Origin of the sequence: Tepidibacter mesophilus (assembly GCF_002724055.1) — a bacterium.
GTDB lineage: Bacteria > Bacillota > Clostridia > Peptostreptococcales > Peptostreptococcaceae > Tepidibacter_A > Tepidibacter_A mesophilus.
Map to the genome: position 1 here is coordinate 13,640 of NZ_BDQY01000017.1, position 16,652 is coordinate 30,291.

The following is a 16,652-nucleotide window of genomic DNA, read 5'->3' on the forward strand; positions in this document are numbered from 1 at the left end:
TGATTTAATGAATAGTGCGGTTATAGTTGCTGCTGGAACAGGCAAGAGAATGAAATCTAATATAAACAAGCAGTATATAAAATTAGGGGATAAAGAAGTAGTAGCTCATACTGTTGAAGTTTTTGATAAAAATGATAATATAGATGAAATAGTTGTAGTTGTACGAGAAGATGAGGAAGAGTTTTTCGTGGAACATGTACTTAATAAGTATAATTTCGACAAAAGTATAAAGATAGCGTATGGAGGAAATGAAAGACAAGACTCGGTTTATAATGGACTCAAAAAGGTAAGTAAAGAATGTAATATAGTATTAATACATGATGGAGCAAGGCCATTTGTGAGTAATTCTATTATAAACAATTCTATTGAAGAAGCGATAGATAATAAAGCGGTTGCAGTAGGGGTACCTGTTAAGGATACTATTAAGGTCTTGGATGATAATAATATAATAACTAGCACACCTAACAGGAAGTATGTATGGGCAGTTCAAACTCCTCAAAGCTTTGATTATGAACTTTTAATGAATTCATATGAGGAGGCATTTAAAAATGATTTCTATGGAACTGATGATGCTATGTTAATTGAAAATATGGGTCATAATGTAAAGATGATAATGGGATCGTATGAAAACATAAAGATGACAACAAGAGAAGATTTGAATTTTGGAGAGCAAATACTTAAAAGTAGAGAGTAGGAGGATTTTATGATAAGAGTTGGTATAGGATATGATGTGCATAAATTAGTGGAAGATAGAGATCTTATTATAGGTGGGGTTAAAATTCCTCATGATAAGGGTCTTTTAGGGCATTCTGATGCAGATGTACTTACGCATGCAATAATGGATAGTATACTTGGAGCCATGGCCCTTAAAGATATAGGTAAGCACTTTCCAGACACTGATCCTAAATACAAAGGAGCAGATAGCATTAAATTATTAGAATATGTGGGTCAACTTGTGAATAATAAAGGATATAAGGTTAATAATATAGACAGCACAATAATAGCGCAGTCTCCAAAAATGGCTCCTCATATAGACACTATGAGAGAAAAAATATCAAGAGCATTAAATATAGATATAGAATCAGTTAATATAAAAGCAACAACTGAGGAAGGGCTTGGATTTACAGGAACAAAGGAAGGTATATCTTCTCAAGCAATATGTTCTTTAATATTAGTTGACAAAAAATAAATTATAATATAGAATTAGTAATTAAAATTTATAATAATTTATAGACATAGAAGGAGAATAGTAGATAAATCTATCTTTACAGCGAAAAAGCCATTGGTGAGAGGCTTTTAAGAAAAGTTTATTGAACCAGCTCTGGAGTTTAAGAACGTTAAAAAGTTCTTACGGGAGGACCGTTAAATCCTATTGAGAGAGCAATATCTATTATTGCTAACTAGAGTGGTACCGCGGAAGATAAGTCTTTCGTCTCTAATATTTAGAGATGAAGGGCTTCTTTTATTTGTATAAAGCGAATTTTAAATTTGAAGGAGGAATAGAAATGAGTAAGAAAAATAAGCAATTTGTTGAAGAAATAACTCCGATGGAAGTCGACTTTCCACAATGGTATACAGATGTAATATTAAAGACGGACCTTGTTGATTATTCTCCTGTAAAAGGATTTATGGTAATAAAACCATATGGATATGGAATATGGGAAAATATTCAATCTTTTGCAGATAGAAGATTTAAAGAAACTGGACATAAAAACTGTTATTTTCCATTACTTATACCAGAAAGTCTATTAACAAAAGAAGCAGAACATGTTGAAGGATTTGCGCCAGAGGTTGCGTGGGTAACTCATGGAGGGCACAATGAGCTTGCTGAAAGACTTTGTGTTAGACCTACATCAGAGACTATAATATGTTCTATGTACTCTAAATGGTTAAAATCTTATAGAGATTTACCATACCTTTATAATCAATGGTGCTCTGTTGTAAGATGGGAAAAAACAACTAGACCTTTCTTAAGAACTTCAGAATTCTTATGGCAAGAAGGTCATACATTACATGAAACAGCTGAAGAAGCAAAAACTGAAACTCTTCAAATGCTTGATATATACAAAGAAGTAGCAGAGGATTTACTTGCTATGCCTGTTGTATGTGGACAAAAGAGCGAAAATGAAAAATTTGCAGGTGCAGATAGCACGTATACAATAGAAGCTTTAATGCATGATGGTAAAGCATTGCAATCAGGAACAAGTCATTTCTTAGGTCAGCACTTTACTAAGGCTTTTGAAATACAATACTCAGATAGAGATGGGAATCTTGCTAACCCATATCATACTTCATGGGGAATATCGACAAGACTTATAGGTGGACTTATAATGGTTCACGGAGATAATAGAGGTTTAGTACTTCCTCCAAGAGTTGCGCCAACACAAGTTGCAATAGTTCCAATAGCAGCACATAAAGGAAATGTTATGGAAGTTGTAGATTCAATATATGCTGATCTTAAAGGATCTATAAGAGTTGAAGTTGATGATAGACCTAATTATTCTCCAGGTTGGAAATTTAATGAGTGGGAAATGAAGGGTGTTCCTGTAAGATTGGAAATAGGGCCTAAAGATATAGAAAATAATCAAGTTACTATATTTAGAAGAGATACTCTTGAGAAAACTCAAATACAAATGGAAAACTTAAAAGAAACTATAGAAAATCTATTAGACGATATTCATGATGGATTATATAACAAAGCATTAAAGCTTAGAGAAGAAAAGACTTACGTAGCTAAAAACATGGATGAATTCAAGAAAATAATAGAAGAAACTCCAGGATTTATAAAAGCTATGTGGTGTGGAGATACAAAGTGTGAGCTTAAAGTAAAAGAAGAAACAGGAGCAACTATAAGATGTATTCCTTTTGAGCAAGAAAATCTAGGGGATACTTGTGTATGCTGTGGTAAAAAAGCACAAAAAATGGTTTACTTTGCAAAAGCTTATTAATTAAAAACGCATTATGCTAAACATAATGCGTTTTTTTAAATTTATATCCCATAGATTCCAACCAATTAAAGGCATCTTCAAATGCATTTACTCCACTGAAAAATGCATAGTTTAAATTCACTTGTTTACATAACTCATGCATTTGAGCAGTAACTATTGGGTCGTCGCAAACCATCGTACAATGCTTAAGACCATCGTTAGTTAAAATCTTTAAAAATTCTATCAACTCATTATAGATATTAGATACTTGATATTGGCTTAAGTTGCAAAATTTAGACCAAGGTTTATCATTACCAAGTATATTAAAAACTATATTTTTATAGTCATCTAAAAATCTATTTAAATCCTCACTTGTCCAAACACCAATATTTTTTTCATATACTATCCGTCTTCTTTTATCGACTAATATAGTATACATCCCCTTTGAGTCTATTATCTCCACATTAAAAACCCCTTTTCACATCAATATAGTGAACTTATACTACATATATTAAACATTTAAACATAAAAACCTGTTCTGGAAAAAAATATATAAAAAATAAGTTCATTTTTTTAAATACTATGTTAATATTTAAAAATTTTGATAATATTATATATAAATCAAAAGGAGGGATTAGATTGAAATTAAGCTCTACATATTTAAAGACATATAAAGATTGCTCTATTGAATTTAATAATGAAAGTTCTAAATTACTACATAGGTCAGGACTAATTAAATATGTCGATAGTGGAAGTTATTGTTATACACCTTTAGGGAATGTATTTTGGGGAAGTATAACAAAGTATATATTGGATAACTTTAAAGAGAATACATTAATAAAAGCAAATGGAAATAAAGAAGAAATATTAGATTCATATATGAACGAATTAAAGTCATATAAGAATCTACCTCTTAATATCGGCTATTTGACACTTAATAAAAATAGAAAATATAGATTCAAAGATGGTCTATTAAATCCTAAAAAAGAAAATATGATAAAGTTTATAAGTATAATAGGGGAAAAGGATATAGATACAACTATAAAGAATCAAATAAACAAAATAGATAAATTAATAGAAGAAGTAAATATAAAATTTATTAAACTGGAAAATGATGAAAATAAATATAAGTGCTTCTATAATACAACTTATCCACTAAGAGAAGTGTTTTTATGTGGGGAATGTGGATATGGTGATTTAAAAGAAAAAATAAAATCATCTTCAGATAAAGACTTATCCACACATGAACTTGAAGAAATGAATCTTATACATACTCCAAATATAAAAACTATAGATGAATTGGAGTTCTCTTTAGATATTTCATCCAAAAAACTTATAAAAACAATACTACTAAATATAAAGGGAAGTATTGTAGCTGTTTTATTAAGAGGAGATAGAAGTATAAATAAATCATTAGTAGCAAAACATTTTAATATAAAAGAAACAGATATAATTATGGCAAGTGAAGAGGAAGTCAAAGCTGCAACAAATGCTCAAGTTGGATTTGCAGGACCTATAGGAATAAAAGTTGATACAGTACTGTGTGATGAAGAAGTTATTCATATAAAAAATGCAGTTGTAGGAGCTAATAAAACAGATTATCACATTCAAAATGTAAATTATAGAAGAGATTTTGGTGTAGACTGTATAGGCAATTTTAAGTTAGCTAGTATAGAAGATAGATGTTTTAGATGTGGTGAAGAAATAAAGGATTTGAGCGGAATAAATTTTATAGATATAGATACAATAAAAACAGAGTTTAAATATCTAAACTCAGATTCAAAAGAAGAGAATTTATATATACTTGAAACTAAATTATACATAGATAGATTATTTTCAATCATTGTCGAAGAGAATAGAGATGAACTGGGTATAATATGGCCAGATAATGTAAGTTATTTTGATTATCATATTATAATAGGGAATATTAAAAAGGAAAAAGAATATAATACTGGTTTGGCTATATATGATAAATTGATAAATAAGGGATATAAGGTATTACTAGATGATAGAAAAGAGAGAATAGGATTTAAATTTAAGGACTGTGAATTGATAGGTATACCAAAAACCATAGTAATTGGCAAAGATATTGAAAATAGTAAGGTTGAGATAAGAAATAGAGCAACCAAAGAATCTCAAAATATAGACATAACTCAGCTTATATAATATAATCATATAGAAAATTTACATTAGGGAGGGTTTTTAATGAGTGTAAAAGTTAGATTTGCACCAAGTCCAACAGGATTTGTTCACATTGGTAGTTTAAGAACGGCTTTATATAATTACTTATTTGCAAAAAAAATGGGTGGAACATACCTTTTAAGAGTTGAAGATACAGATCAAAGCAGATTAGTTGAAGGTGCTATAGAGGGAATGTTAAACGCTATGGATTGGGCTGGAGTTAATCATACAGAAGGTGTAGTCCTTGATGAAAATGGAAAAATAACTGAAGTAGGAGAAAATGGACCATACATTCAATCTAAAAGACTTCATATATACAAAGAATATATAAAACAGCTTTTAGATAATGGACATGCATATTACTGTTTTTGTTCAAAAGAGAGAATAGACAAGGTTAGAGAAATACAAAAATCTGAAGGGAAAATCCCTAAATACGATGGTATTTGTAGAGGATTATCAAAAGAAGAAGTTGAAGCAAAAATTGCAGCTGGAGAAAAATATGTTATAAGACTTAAACTTCCAGCTAATAAAGAAATAAAGTTTAATGACATAGTAAGAGGAACTGTATCTATAAATACAGATGACTTAGATGATCAAGTATTGGTGAAATCAGATGGATTCCCTACATACCACTTTGCTGTTATAGTTGATGATCACTTAATGGGTATAACTCATGTTATAAGAGGAGAAGAGTGGTTACCATCAACTCCAAAGCATGTATATACGTATGAAGCATTTGGTTGGGAAGCTCCAACATTTGTTCATCTTCCAAATATATTAAATTCAGAAAGAAAAAAATTAAGTAAGAGACAAGGTGATGTTGCAGTTGAAGACTTTAGAAAAAAAGGATATTTACCAGAGGGTCTTGTAAACTATGTATCACTAGTTGGATGGTCGCCAGAAGACAACAATGAAATATTCAATATGCAAGAGCTTGAAGAAGCATTCTCATTAGAAAGAGTTTCAAAGAGTGGTGGAGTATTTGATACTGACAAGTTAAACTGGGTAAATGCACATTATATAAAGGCGGCAGACAATGCAGTTATAGCTGATCTTGCTATACCTTTCTTAATAGAAGCTGGATTCATAACAGAAGAAGAAGCTGAGGAAAAATACGATTGGATAAAGTCAATGGTAGGAGTAGTAAAGGAAAGCTTATCCTATATAAAAGAAATTACAACTAAGGTTGATATATTCTTTAAAGATGAATTAGAACTTGAAGATGATGAATGTAGAGAGTTTTTAAACTTAGAACATATACCTGCTTTAATAGATGCATTAGAAGAAAAAGTTACAGATGCTGATGAAATAAACGAAGAATTTATAAAAGTTATGTTCAAACAAATTCAAAAAGAACATGGGATTAAAGGTAAAAATTTATTTATGGGAACTAGAGTATTATTAACAGGGCAAATGCATGGGCCTGAAATGCCTTTAGTATTAACTTTACTTGGAAAAGAAAAAATACTTAATAGAATTAAATATATAAAAAAGGAAATAATATAATATAAAAAAATTCTATGTTATCTTAAGATAACATAGAATTTTTTTATATTGTAGTGCATTATAAACTTTTCGTTCTATGGATAACATGGATGGAAGAACTATACTTGTAACTATTTTGATTAAATGAATTTTATCATTTTGATATTGACAAATATTAATTATAAGTATATTATTTAATAAACTATTCCGACAAAAACAGTAGGAATTAAGGAGGGACTTTTATGATTTATAATAATATAGGTGAACTTATAGGAAATACTCCTCTTGTAAAGCTTAATAAATTAGTTGATGAGAACATGGCTGATATTTATATTAAGCTTGAATACTTTAATCCAGGAGGCTCTGTTAAGGATAGAATAGCACTTAATATGATAGAAGAGATGGAGAAAAGAGGACAATTAAAATCTGGATATACCATAGTTGAACCTACTAGTGGTAATACTGGAATAGGGATCGCCATGGTAGGGGCATACAAAGGATATAAAGTAAATTTAGTTATGCCAGAAACAATGAGTATAGAGAGAAGAAAAATATTAAAAGCATACGGGGCTGAAATTGTACTTACAGAGGGCTCAAAAGGAATGAAGGGTGCAATAGATAAAGCTAATGAACTTGTTAATAAAAATGATAATTATGTAATTCTTAGCCAATTTGACAATATGGATAACCCTGATATGCACAGAAAAACAACAGCTATTGAAATTATTAAAGATTTAGATTCAAATATAGACGCATTTGTATCAGGAGTTGGAACTGGTGGAACTATAACTGGCATTGGGGAGGTTTTAAAAGAAGAGATAGACAATATTAAAATCTACGCAATAGAGCCTAATGACTCTCCTGTTTTATCTGGTGGAAGCGCTGGACCCCATAAAATCCAAGGAATAGGAGCTGGATTTATACCTAAAGTCTTAAATACAGATATAATAGATGAAGTTATTACTGTTTCAACTGAAGAATCTTATAATATATCAAGAGAACTTGCTAAAAAAGAAGGGTTATTTCTAGGTATATCTTGTGGAGCCGCTGTATTTGGAGCTATTGAAGTAGCTAAGAAATTAGGAAAAGGAAAAAATGTGGTAGTAATTGCTCCTGACACTGGAGAAAGATATTTAAGTGTAGATAATTTATATTAGGAAGTATATATTAACCCCTTAGAAAAAAAATTTTAAAATGATGAAGGAATTTTTTGTAAAAAACATAATATTATAAATAGTGAACATTGTGTATAAGTCTGTGCATAATATGTGCATAGAATGTGTATTATATTAATAGATGTGTATAACTATTGTTTTTATAGGGGGTTATAGTGATGAGTAAAGAAATTGATGCAATTAAGTTAGAATTAAAATCTCTTTGTCAAGAATTTACGGACGTATTAAATAAAATGAAAGATCAAAATATAATATCTGAAGAAGAGTACAATGAATATTCATCTAAAAAGATAGAGTTTTTAGAAAATTAGTTCAAAAAAGCCTTGAATTTATAATTCGGGGCTTTTTATTTTTATATCAATATGGTATATTTATCATATTGATATATCAAATTGATAAATGGGAAGTATAATATAGTTAATAGAAATTATTTAAGGAGGATTAATATGAAAACCATAATTAGAGAAATAAATGTTATTAAAGAAAAGGATCCAGCAGCTAGGGGAACATTGGAGATTATACTTAATTATCCAGGTCTTCATGCTATTTTAATTCATAGATGCTCGCATTTTTTATATAATAAGAAATTTTTCGTTATAGCTAGAATGATATCTACTATAAGCAGATTCTTAACTGGAATAGAAATACATCCAGGGGCTAAAATAGGAAAAGGACTTTTTATAGATCATGGAATGGGTATAGTAATAGGAGAAACTGCAGAAGTAGGAGATAATGTCACTATTTTTCATGGATCAACTTTAGGAGGGACAGGAAAAGATACAGGAAAAAGGCATCCAACTATAGGTAATAATGTTATAATATCAGCAGGAGCAAAAATATTAGGACCTATAGAAATAGGAGACAATTCGAAAATTGGAGCTAATGCAGTTGTATTAAAAGAGGTTCCTAAAGACTGTACAGTTGTAGGAATACCAGGTAAAATAGTAAAGAGAAATGGGATTAGAGTAGATGAAAAATTATAAAGAGGTGGTAAAATGAAGTTATATAACACTTTAACTAGAAAAAAAGAAGAATTTATTCCTTTAGAAGAAGGTAAAGTAAAGATGTATGTATGTGGACCTACAGTATACAACTACTTTCATATAGGAAATGCAAGACCTTTTATAATATTTGACACTTTAAGAAGATATCTTGAATATAGAGGATATGATGTTACTTATGTACAAAACTTCACAGATGTCGATGATAAGATAATAAACAAGGCTAATGAAGAGAAGATAACTTCTCTTGAGGTAGCAGACAAATATATAAAAGAATATTTCACAGATGCAGATGGACTTGGAATAAAAAGAGCATCTGTTCATCCTAGAGTTACTGATAATATAGAGCAAATAATAGAATTTGTTAAAGATTTAGAGAAAAAAGGATATGCATATGCTGTAAATGGAGACGTATATTTTGATACTAAAAAATTTGATGGGTATGGAAAGCTGTCAAAGCAAAATATAGAAGATTTAGAAGCTGGAGCTAGAATAGAAGTTAATGATAATAAGAAAAGTCCAATGGATTTTGTTCTTTGGAAGAGCAAAAAAGAAGGTGAGCCCGGATGGAGCAGTCCGTGGGGAGAAGGAAGACCTGGTTGGCATATAGAATGCTCTGTAATGTCTAGCAGATATCTAGGAGATACTATAGATATTCATGCAGGAGGTCAAGATTTAACATTTCCTCATCATGAAAATGAAATAGCTCAAACTGAAGCTAGAACTGGCAAAAAATTCGCTAATTACTGGATTCACAATGGATATATAAATATAGATAATGAGAAAATGTCTAAGTCTAAAGGTAATTTCTTTACAGTTAGGGATATATCTGAAAAATATGATTTAGACGTAGTAAGATTCTTTTTATTAAGTGCGCACTATAAAAATCCAGTGAATTTTAGTGATGAGATGCTAAAACAAGCTGGTGCTGGACTTGAAAGACTATATAATACTAAAAGTAATCTAGAGTTTTTAAAAGACAAACTATATGGAAGCATTACTGACGAAGAGAAATCTCTTGTTAAAGAATTAGATACTTTTAGAACTAGATTTATAGAAAGTATGGATGATGATATAAATACAGCAGATGCTATAAGTGTAATATTTGAACTTGCTAGATTTATAAACTCGAATGTAGACGATAAAGCTTCTTTGGAATTCGCTAATGAATGCTATAATTTATTTAAAGAGCTAACAGGTGTTTTAAATATAGCTAATAAAGCAAATGATGATAACATAGATGAAGATATAGAAAATCTTATAGAGCAAAGAACACAAGCCAAGAAGGATAAGGAATATCAATTAGCGGATGATATAAGACAAAAGCTACTTGATATGGGAATAGCAATAGAAGATACAAGACAAGGTGTAAAATGGAGAAGAGTTTAATATGAAAAAAATACAAGCTAGAAATATGTCACCTATAGTACTCGCTTATATGGGGGATACAGTATATGAATCTTTCGTAAGAGAATATTTAATAAATAAAAATAATATATGTAAAGTGAATGAACTTCACAAAAATGCAGTTAAATTTGTAAAAGCAAGCTCCCAAGCTAAAGCAGTATTTTCTTTAGAAAAAGAGCTGAGTGATGATGAAAGTTATATCGTAAAGAGAGGTAGGAATCAAAAATCAAATAAGGTACCAAAAAATGCAGATACAACAGATTATAGATATGCTACTGGATTTGAAGCTTTGATTGGGTACCTACATTTAGTTAAAGAACAAGATAGAGTCAACTATATAATGAGTAAGGCTATAGAAATTATAGAAAATCAAATTTAATATAGAGTAAAAAAAGGATTGAAATATTAATATTTCAATCCTTTTTTTACTCTATATTAAATTTGATGATTTGAGAGTTTAGGATAAATTACAGAATAATTTTTCTATGTTATAAAAAAAGACTATTTTGGAATGTAAAAGGCGATCTTTAATAAAGTGATATGTATAAAAGGTTTTAATTTTTAATTGTTGAATTTTTTAATGACTATAAAAATGAAGCTTAGAATGAACACTCTGAAGAAAATTCGCAATATTCAAAATCAATTTTTCTATGGGAGGTGATGAATTTACAGAACTAAATCAAGAAAAAATATAGGGGGGTATTTATGTTTAAGTTTAAAAAGATTAAATCGGTATGTTTGTTAATTGTTATGATAATGTGTGTAACTTCTGTAGGGTATGCTAATCCTATAAGTGATAATATTTCTACAGAAAATATGTATAATCATTTACTAAAAATAGCAAATGAAGATAATGCTAGAGTGGCAGGTCTTGAAGGTGAATATAAAGCAGCAGATTATATTCACCAAGAACTTGAAAAATACGGGTTAAATGTAGAACGACAGAAATTTCCTATGACTGCTAGATTAGACAGTGCATCATGTGTAATTACTGAATCTAAAAAAGTATATTTAAATAGTACAAACTTTTCTTATTCTCCAGCTACTCCTCCAGAAGGTATTACAGCAGAAATTGTATTTGCAGGATTAGGAGCTAAATCTGATTTTAAAAATATTGATGTAAAGGGTAAAATTGCATTAATAAAAAGAGGTGCTTACTCTTTTTATGAAAAAACTCAAAATGCTGTAAATGCTGGAGCAATAGGAGTTATAATTTATAACAATGATATAGGAGTAATAAAGAGCGGAACTTTAGAAAAAACTACAAATATTCCTGCTATTGCGTTATCTGGTGAAGATGGTGATTCTTTAAAATCAAAACTAGATTCTAAAGAAGTAGTAAAAGCTACAATAAAAGCTGATAATGTAGAAAAAAATAGTTATTCTGAAAACATTATAGGTACTCTAAACTCTGATAATCCAAATGCTAAAACTATAGTTATTGGAGCTCATTATGATTGCGTTGATACTCCAGGAGCGAATGATAATGGTTCGGGAACAGTTTCGTTATTAGAAATTGCAAGAGTACTTTCTTCTGAACAATTAAATTATAATATTAAATTTATAGCGTTTGGTTCTGAAGAAATAGGATTAATAGGATCTGAAAAATATGTAAGAGATTTAAGCCAATCAGAACTAAATAATATACACTGCATGATTAATTTAGATATGGTTGGAGTAGGAGATACTCTAGGAATATTTACATCTAAAAGATATACAAATTCATTTATAGCAGATTTGACCGAACAATACGCTAGTAAACTAGGAATTAGATATAAGCGTGATGCTTCAACTAGAAGTGACCATGCTCCTTTTGAAGCTGTAGGAATTCCAGTTTCTTTCTTAATGTATGAACAAGATGAGAATTACCATACAGATAAAGATACTATAGAGAATATACAATTAGAAAACCTTAAAAACTCTTGTACAATTGTTACTCAAATGGTTTGTGATATATCAAATGTATCTCCAAAAAAAGTTAAAGATTTAAAAATGTTAAAAGTTAAAGATAATATTGAAATAAAATTAGATGCTAAAGAAAATAATTATGACAAATCTAAATTAGATGAATATGATTTTGAAAATCCAGAATTTATAAAGGAATAAAATTTTTAATAAAAGGTCCTTAACATATTGCGTTAAGGACTTTTTACTATTAAGTAGTCATTAGCAACATAAGTTAGTGCATAGTTAATAGACTAATTTTTAATTTTAATTTCCACTGTCAAACAGTATAATGATATAATATTTAAGATAATATTAAAAATTCAAAGGGGGATTTTTTGTGAAAGTAAAATTAATAGAGTATACACCGAATCCAGAAAAAGTAGTGTCTATGGCAGCTAAGCTTTGCTATTCATCTGTTGGAGTTGATGATATAGAAAAGGATTTAACTGATGAGAAGGTGGACAAGTTTTTAAATATGCTTATAAATATAGGACATGAATCTCCTATTGAGCATGTTAATTTTACTTTTGCCGTTGAAGGAATTTCTAGAAGCTGTTCACATCAAATTGTAAGACATCGTATAGCTTCTTTTTCTCAACAAAGTCAAAGGTATGTAACGTTAGGAAGTTTTGAGTACATAATACCACCAGAAATTGAAAGTATACCTCAGGCTAAAAAAATATTTATAGAGTCTATGGAAAAAGATCAAAAGGCATATGATGAACTTGTCGATATTTTATTTAATAAACATTTTAATAATTTTATTGAAGATGGAAAAACTGGAAAAGAAGCTAAATTATTAGCTCAAAAGAAATCGATAGAGGATGCAAGATATGTATTCCCTAATGCATGTGAGACGAAAATGGTATTTACTATGAATGCTAGAAGTTTATTTAATTTCTTCAAACATAGATGCTGCGAAAGAGCTCAATGGGAAATAAGAGAAATGGCTACATTGATGCTTAAGGAAGCAAGAAATGCTGCTCCTATTATATTCAAAAATATAGGACCAAATTGTGTGGCTGGAGCTTGTCCAGAAGGAAAGATGAGTTGTGGCAAAATAAATGACATAAGACAAAAATTTAAGCAGTTATAAGAGGTGAGTATATGATACAAATAGAAGGAAGAAATCCTGTGATAGAAGCTTTAAGAGGAGAAAGAAATATAGATAAAATAATGATAGCAAAAGGAACAACTGAAGGATCTATAAAGAAAATTATCGGAATGGCTAAGGATAAGGGAATAATAGTTCAGTATGTTGATAGGAAAAAAATAGATGAAATAAGTGAATCGCACTCTCATCAGGGAGTTATTGCCATGGGTAATGATTATAGATATTATGAATTAGAAGAAATACTTGAGATAGCAAAACAAAAAAATGAAGATCCATTTGTTATAATATTAGATGAAATAACGGATCCTCATAACCTAGGGTCTATAATGAGAACTGCTGATGCAGTTGGTGCTCATGGAGTTATAGTTCCAAAGAGAAGATCGGCATCTATAACACCTGTTGTTGCAAAAGCTTCCGCTGGAGCTGTAGAATATGTTCCTTTATGTAAAGTAACAAATCTAGTTAGTGCCATAAAAAAATTAAAAGAATATGGACTTTGGATAGCAGCTGCAGATATGAATGGTCAAAATTATTATAAGCAAAATTTAACAGGATCTTTAGGCATAGTTGTAGGAAGCGAGGGTTCAGGAATATCAAGGCTTATAAAAGAAAATTGTGACTTTACAGTAAAAATCCCTATGGTAGGAAATGTAACATCATTAAATGCATCTGTGGCAGCTTCTATAATGTTATATGAGGCATTTAAACAAAGAATAGAAACTAAAGAGGGATAAAGTGAAAGAATACCTAATTTTAGATGGATATAATATAATAAATGCTTGGAAAGAATTGAAAGAATTAGCTAATGAAAGCTTAGAAATAGCAAGACAAAAATTAGTAGAAATTATGGTTGAGCATGCATCTTACAATGGAATAAAGGTTATAATAGTATTTGACGCATATTTGGTAAAAGGTTCTAGGAATGTATTTAAAGAATATGAAAACTTAGAAACGGTGTACACTAAAGAAAATCAAACAGCGGACAGTTATATAGAAAAACTTATAACCCAGATGGACAAGCGTGATATTATTAAAGTTGCAACTAATGATTGGGCAGAACAGCAGATAGTATTAGGCAAAGGTGCAATAAGGATTTCAGCAAGAGAATTAAAATTAGAAGTTGATTTTGCTAAATCAAAAATATCAAAGAAAACTATTCAAAAGAAAATAAAAAAAAACACATTGGACTCTCTTATCGATGAAGAAACATTGTCGAAACTTGAGAAAATAAGGAGAAACCGTTGAAATAGCTTGACTCTAGTTCGAATCTTATCTATAATAATTGATGAAAGAATATTCGAAAAATTACTTATAAAGATAAAACAGTGGGTTCCTAGTTGGAGGGGAGTATAAATGTTAGTTGCAAAAGAAAAAAATGATTATTATCAACAAGAGATAGATCAGAGAAAAATAATAATTAAAGCCAGCAATGGCGATACATTAGCTCTAGAATATCTAATAAAAAAATATAAGAACTTCGTAAGAGCTAAAGCTAGATCATACTTTCTAATAGGTGCAGATAAAGAAGATATAATACAAGAGGGTATGATAGGTTTATATAAAGCTATAAGAGACTTTGATGAAGACAAAACATCATCATTCAAAGCTTTTGCAGAACTATGTATAACTAGACAAATAATAACAGCTATAAAAACAGCAACAAGACAAAAACACATACCTCTTAATTCGTACATATCTTTAAACAAACCTATATATGACGAGGAATCAGATAGGACTCTTTTGGATATAATTACAACAAGTGTAATAACAGACCCTGAACAATTAATAATAAGTAGAGAAGAGCTCAATAATATAGAAACTAAAATAAGTCAAATATTGAGTGGGTTAGAACTTGAAGTTTTGGAATTGTACTTAAGTGGTAAATCATATCAGGAAATAGCAGATAAACTACAAAGACACGTGAAATCAATAGACAACGCACTTCAAAGAGTTAAAAGAAAACTTGAAAAATATTTAGAGTCTAGAAATGATTAAAACGTATTGACTTTACTTTTTATGAGTAGTAAAATATTTAACGAAAGTCTAGAGTGCCCATGTGGCTCAGTAGGTAGAGCGTCGCCTTGGTAAGGCGGAGGTCGGCGGTTCAAGTCCGCTCATGGGCTCCAAAAATTTTGTTTTAAGCATGAAATGACAAATTCACTTCATAAATCTAAAGGAGGAATAAAAAATGGCAAAAGCTAAATTTGAAAGAAATAAGCCACACGTTAACATCGGAACAATAGGACACGTTGACCACGGTAAAACAACATTAACAGCAGCTATAACAAAAACATTATTCTCAAGATATGAATTAGGAGAAGCAGTAGATTTTGCAAATATAGATAAAGCTCCAGAAGAAAGAGAAAGAGGAATCACAATTTCAACAGCACACGTTGAATATGAGACTCCAAACAGACACTACGCACACGTTGACTGCCCAGGACATGCTGACTACGTTAAGAACATGATTACAGGAGCAGCTCAAATGGATGGAGCAATCTTAGTTTGTTCTGCAGCAGATGGTCCAATGCCTCAAACAAGAGAGCATATACTACTTTCAAGACAAGTTGGAGTACCATACATAGTAGTATTCTTAAACAAGTGTGATATGGTAGATGACGAAGAGTTATTAGAGCTTGTTGAAATGGAAGTAAGAGACTTATTAAATGAGTATGAATTCCCAGGAGATGACACTCCAATAGTAAAAGGATCAGCTCTTAAAGCATTAGAAGATCCATCAAGTGAGTGGGGAGACAAAATAGTAGAATTATTCGAAGAAATCGATGCATATATCCCAGAGCCAGAAAGAGATATAGACAAGACTTTCTTAATGCCAGTAGAGGACGTATTTTCAATCACAGGAAGAGGAACAGTTGCAACTGGTAGAGTAGAAAGAGGAATCTTAAAGGTTCAAGATGAAGTTGAAATAGTAGGACTTGCAGAAGAATCTAAAAAGATTGTTTGTACAGGAGTAGAAATGTTCAGAAAGCTTCTAGATCAAGCACAAGCTGGAGATAACATCGGAGCACTATTAAGAGGTGTTCAAAGAGATGATATACAAAGAGGGCAAGTATTAGCTAAGCCAGGATCAATAAAGCCTCATACTAAAGTAATGGCAGAGGTATATGTATTAAAGAAAGAAGAGGGAGGAAGACATACTCCGTTCTTTGATGGATATAGACCTCAATTCTACTTTAGAACAACAGATGTTACAGGATCAATAAAATTACCAGAAGGAACAGAAATGGTAATGCCTGGAGATAACATCACAATGGAAGTTGAATTAATTTCTCCAATAGCAATGGAAGAGGGATTAAGATTCGCTATCCGTGAGGGTGGAAGAACAGTAGGAGCAGGAGTAGTTGCCACTATAATAGAATAATTAAAAAAAGAGAAGGAAGTCTTCCTTCTCTTT

17 protein-coding genes, 1 tRNA gene and 1 other annotated feature are annotated in these 16,652 nt (G+C 30.4%); of the genes, 17 read left to right on the plus strand and 1 reads right to left on the minus strand.

Annotated features, from left to right (window positions below; translation table 11 throughout):
• Positions 1–7: 7 nt before the first annotated feature.
• The 3 genes from ispD (at position 8) to proS (ending at position 2,948) form a co-directional block, all read left to right on the plus strand.
• Positions 8–694, plus strand: a complete 687-nt coding sequence (gene ispD / locus Tmeso_RS10835; RefSeq protein ID WP_099191071.1) for a 2-C-methyl-D-erythritol 4-phosphate cytidylyltransferase — start codon at positions 8–10, stop codon at positions 692–694.
• 12 nt (positions 695–706) lie between these two features.
• Entirely contained in the window at positions 707–1,189 is a 483-nt protein-coding gene (gene ispF / locus Tmeso_RS10840; RefSeq protein ID WP_099191204.1) for a 2-C-methyl-D-erythritol 2,4-cyclodiphosphate synthase, read from the plus strand.
• 38 nt (positions 1,190–1,227) lie between these two features.
• Positions 1,228–1,440 (plus strand) — a binding site (T-box leader).
• Positions 1,441–1,505: 65 nt separating this feature from the next.
• The gene (gene proS, locus Tmeso_RS10845; RefSeq protein WP_099191073.1) at positions 1,506–2,948 is read left to right on the plus strand and encodes a proline--tRNA ligase; all 1,443 of its coding nucleotides are present in this window, start codon (positions 1,506–1,508) and stop codon (positions 2,946–2,948) included.
• 16 nt (positions 2,949–2,964) lie between these two features.
• Here proS and Tmeso_RS10850 read toward each other — a convergent pair whose 3' ends face one another.
• Positions 2,965–3,390 carry a hypothetical protein gene (locus tag Tmeso_RS10850; protein WP_099191075.1) on the minus strand — a complete coding sequence of 142 codons (426 nt, stop codon included), beginning with the start codon at positions 3,388–3,390 and terminating at the stop codon, positions 2,965–2,967.
• A gap of 176 nt (positions 3,391–3,566) precedes the next feature.
• Between Tmeso_RS10850 and Tmeso_RS10855 the strand changes: the two genes are divergently transcribed.
• The 14 genes from Tmeso_RS10855 to tuf all read left to right on the plus strand — a co-directional run bounded on the left by Tmeso_RS10855 (position 3,567) and on the right by tuf (position 16,619).
• Complete coding sequence (locus Tmeso_RS10855) at positions 3,567–5,093, plus strand: proline--tRNA ligase (protein WP_187296327.1); 1,527 nt, start codon at positions 3,567–3,569, stop codon at positions 5,091–5,093.
• A gap of 39 nt (positions 5,094–5,132) precedes the next feature.
• Positions 5,133–6,614, plus strand: coding sequence for a glutamate--tRNA ligase (gene gltX, locus Tmeso_RS10860; RefSeq protein WP_099191079.1), 1,482 nt, complete (start codon positions 5,133–5,135; stop codon positions 6,612–6,614).
• 221 nt (positions 6,615–6,835) lie between these two features.
• Positions 6,836–7,750 carry a cysteine synthase A gene (gene cysK / locus Tmeso_RS10865; protein ID WP_099191081.1) on the plus strand — a complete coding sequence of 305 codons (915 nt, stop codon included), beginning with the start codon at positions 6,836–6,838 and terminating at the stop codon, positions 7,748–7,750.
• Positions 7,751–7,926: 176 nt separating this feature from the next.
• Positions 7,927–8,079 (plus strand): hypothetical protein, encoded by a 153-nt coding sequence (locus Tmeso_RS16465; RefSeq protein WP_099191083.1) that lies wholly within the window; start codon positions 7,927–7,929, stop codon positions 8,077–8,079.
• Positions 8,080–8,214: 135 nt separating this feature from the next.
• Positions 8,215–8,751: a serine O-acetyltransferase EpsC gene (epsC, locus tag Tmeso_RS10875; RefSeq protein WP_099191085.1), complete on the plus strand. Its 537-nt coding sequence runs from the start codon at positions 8,215–8,217 to the stop codon at positions 8,749–8,751.
• 12 nt (positions 8,752–8,763) lie between these two features.
• Positions 8,764–10,158 (plus strand): cysteine--tRNA ligase, encoded by a 1,395-nt coding sequence (cysS, locus tag Tmeso_RS10880; protein WP_099191087.1) that lies wholly within the window; start codon positions 8,764–8,766, stop codon positions 10,156–10,158.
• 1 nt (position 10,159) lies between these two features.
• On the plus strand, positions 10,160–10,555 hold the full coding sequence (locus tag Tmeso_RS10885; protein WP_099191089.1) for a Mini-ribonuclease 3: 396 nt from the start codon (positions 10,160–10,162) through the stop codon (positions 10,553–10,555).
• Positions 10,556–10,881: 326 nt separating this feature from the next.
• On the plus strand, positions 10,882–12,282 hold the full coding sequence (locus Tmeso_RS10890) for a M28 family metallopeptidase (protein WP_099191091.1): 1,401 nt from the start codon (positions 10,882–10,884) through the stop codon (positions 12,280–12,282).
• Between the two features lie 178 nt (positions 12,283–12,460).
• Positions 12,461–13,219 carry an FAD-dependent thymidylate synthase gene (gene thyX, locus Tmeso_RS10895; RefSeq protein ID WP_099191093.1) on the plus strand — a complete coding sequence of 253 codons (759 nt, stop codon included), beginning with the start codon at positions 12,461–12,463 and terminating at the stop codon, positions 13,217–13,219.
• Positions 13,220–13,230: 11 nt separating this feature from the next.
• Positions 13,231–13,971: a 23S rRNA (guanosine(2251)-2'-O)-methyltransferase RlmB gene (gene rlmB / locus Tmeso_RS10900; RefSeq protein WP_099191095.1), complete on the plus strand. Its 741-nt coding sequence runs from the start codon at positions 13,231–13,233 to the stop codon at positions 13,969–13,971.
• Between the two features lies 1 nt (position 13,972).
• A complete protein-coding gene (locus Tmeso_RS10905; protein WP_099191097.1) occupies positions 13,973–14,482 on the plus strand; it encodes an NYN domain-containing protein in 510 nt (169 codons plus the stop codon).
• A 108-nt stretch (positions 14,483–14,590) separates the two neighbouring features.
• Complete coding sequence (sigH, locus tag Tmeso_RS10910; protein ID WP_099191099.1) at positions 14,591–15,232, plus strand: RNA polymerase sporulation sigma factor SigH; 642 nt, start codon at positions 14,591–14,593, stop codon at positions 15,230–15,232.
• 55 nt (positions 15,233–15,287) lie between these two features.
• A tRNA-Thr gene (locus Tmeso_RS10915) sits at positions 15,288–15,363 on the plus strand.
• Positions 15,364–15,425: 62 nt separating this feature from the next.
• Entirely contained in the window at positions 15,426–16,619 is a 1,194-nt protein-coding gene (tuf, locus tag Tmeso_RS10920) for an elongation factor Tu (protein WP_099191101.1), read from the plus strand.
• Positions 16,620–16,652: the final 33 nt, after the last annotated feature.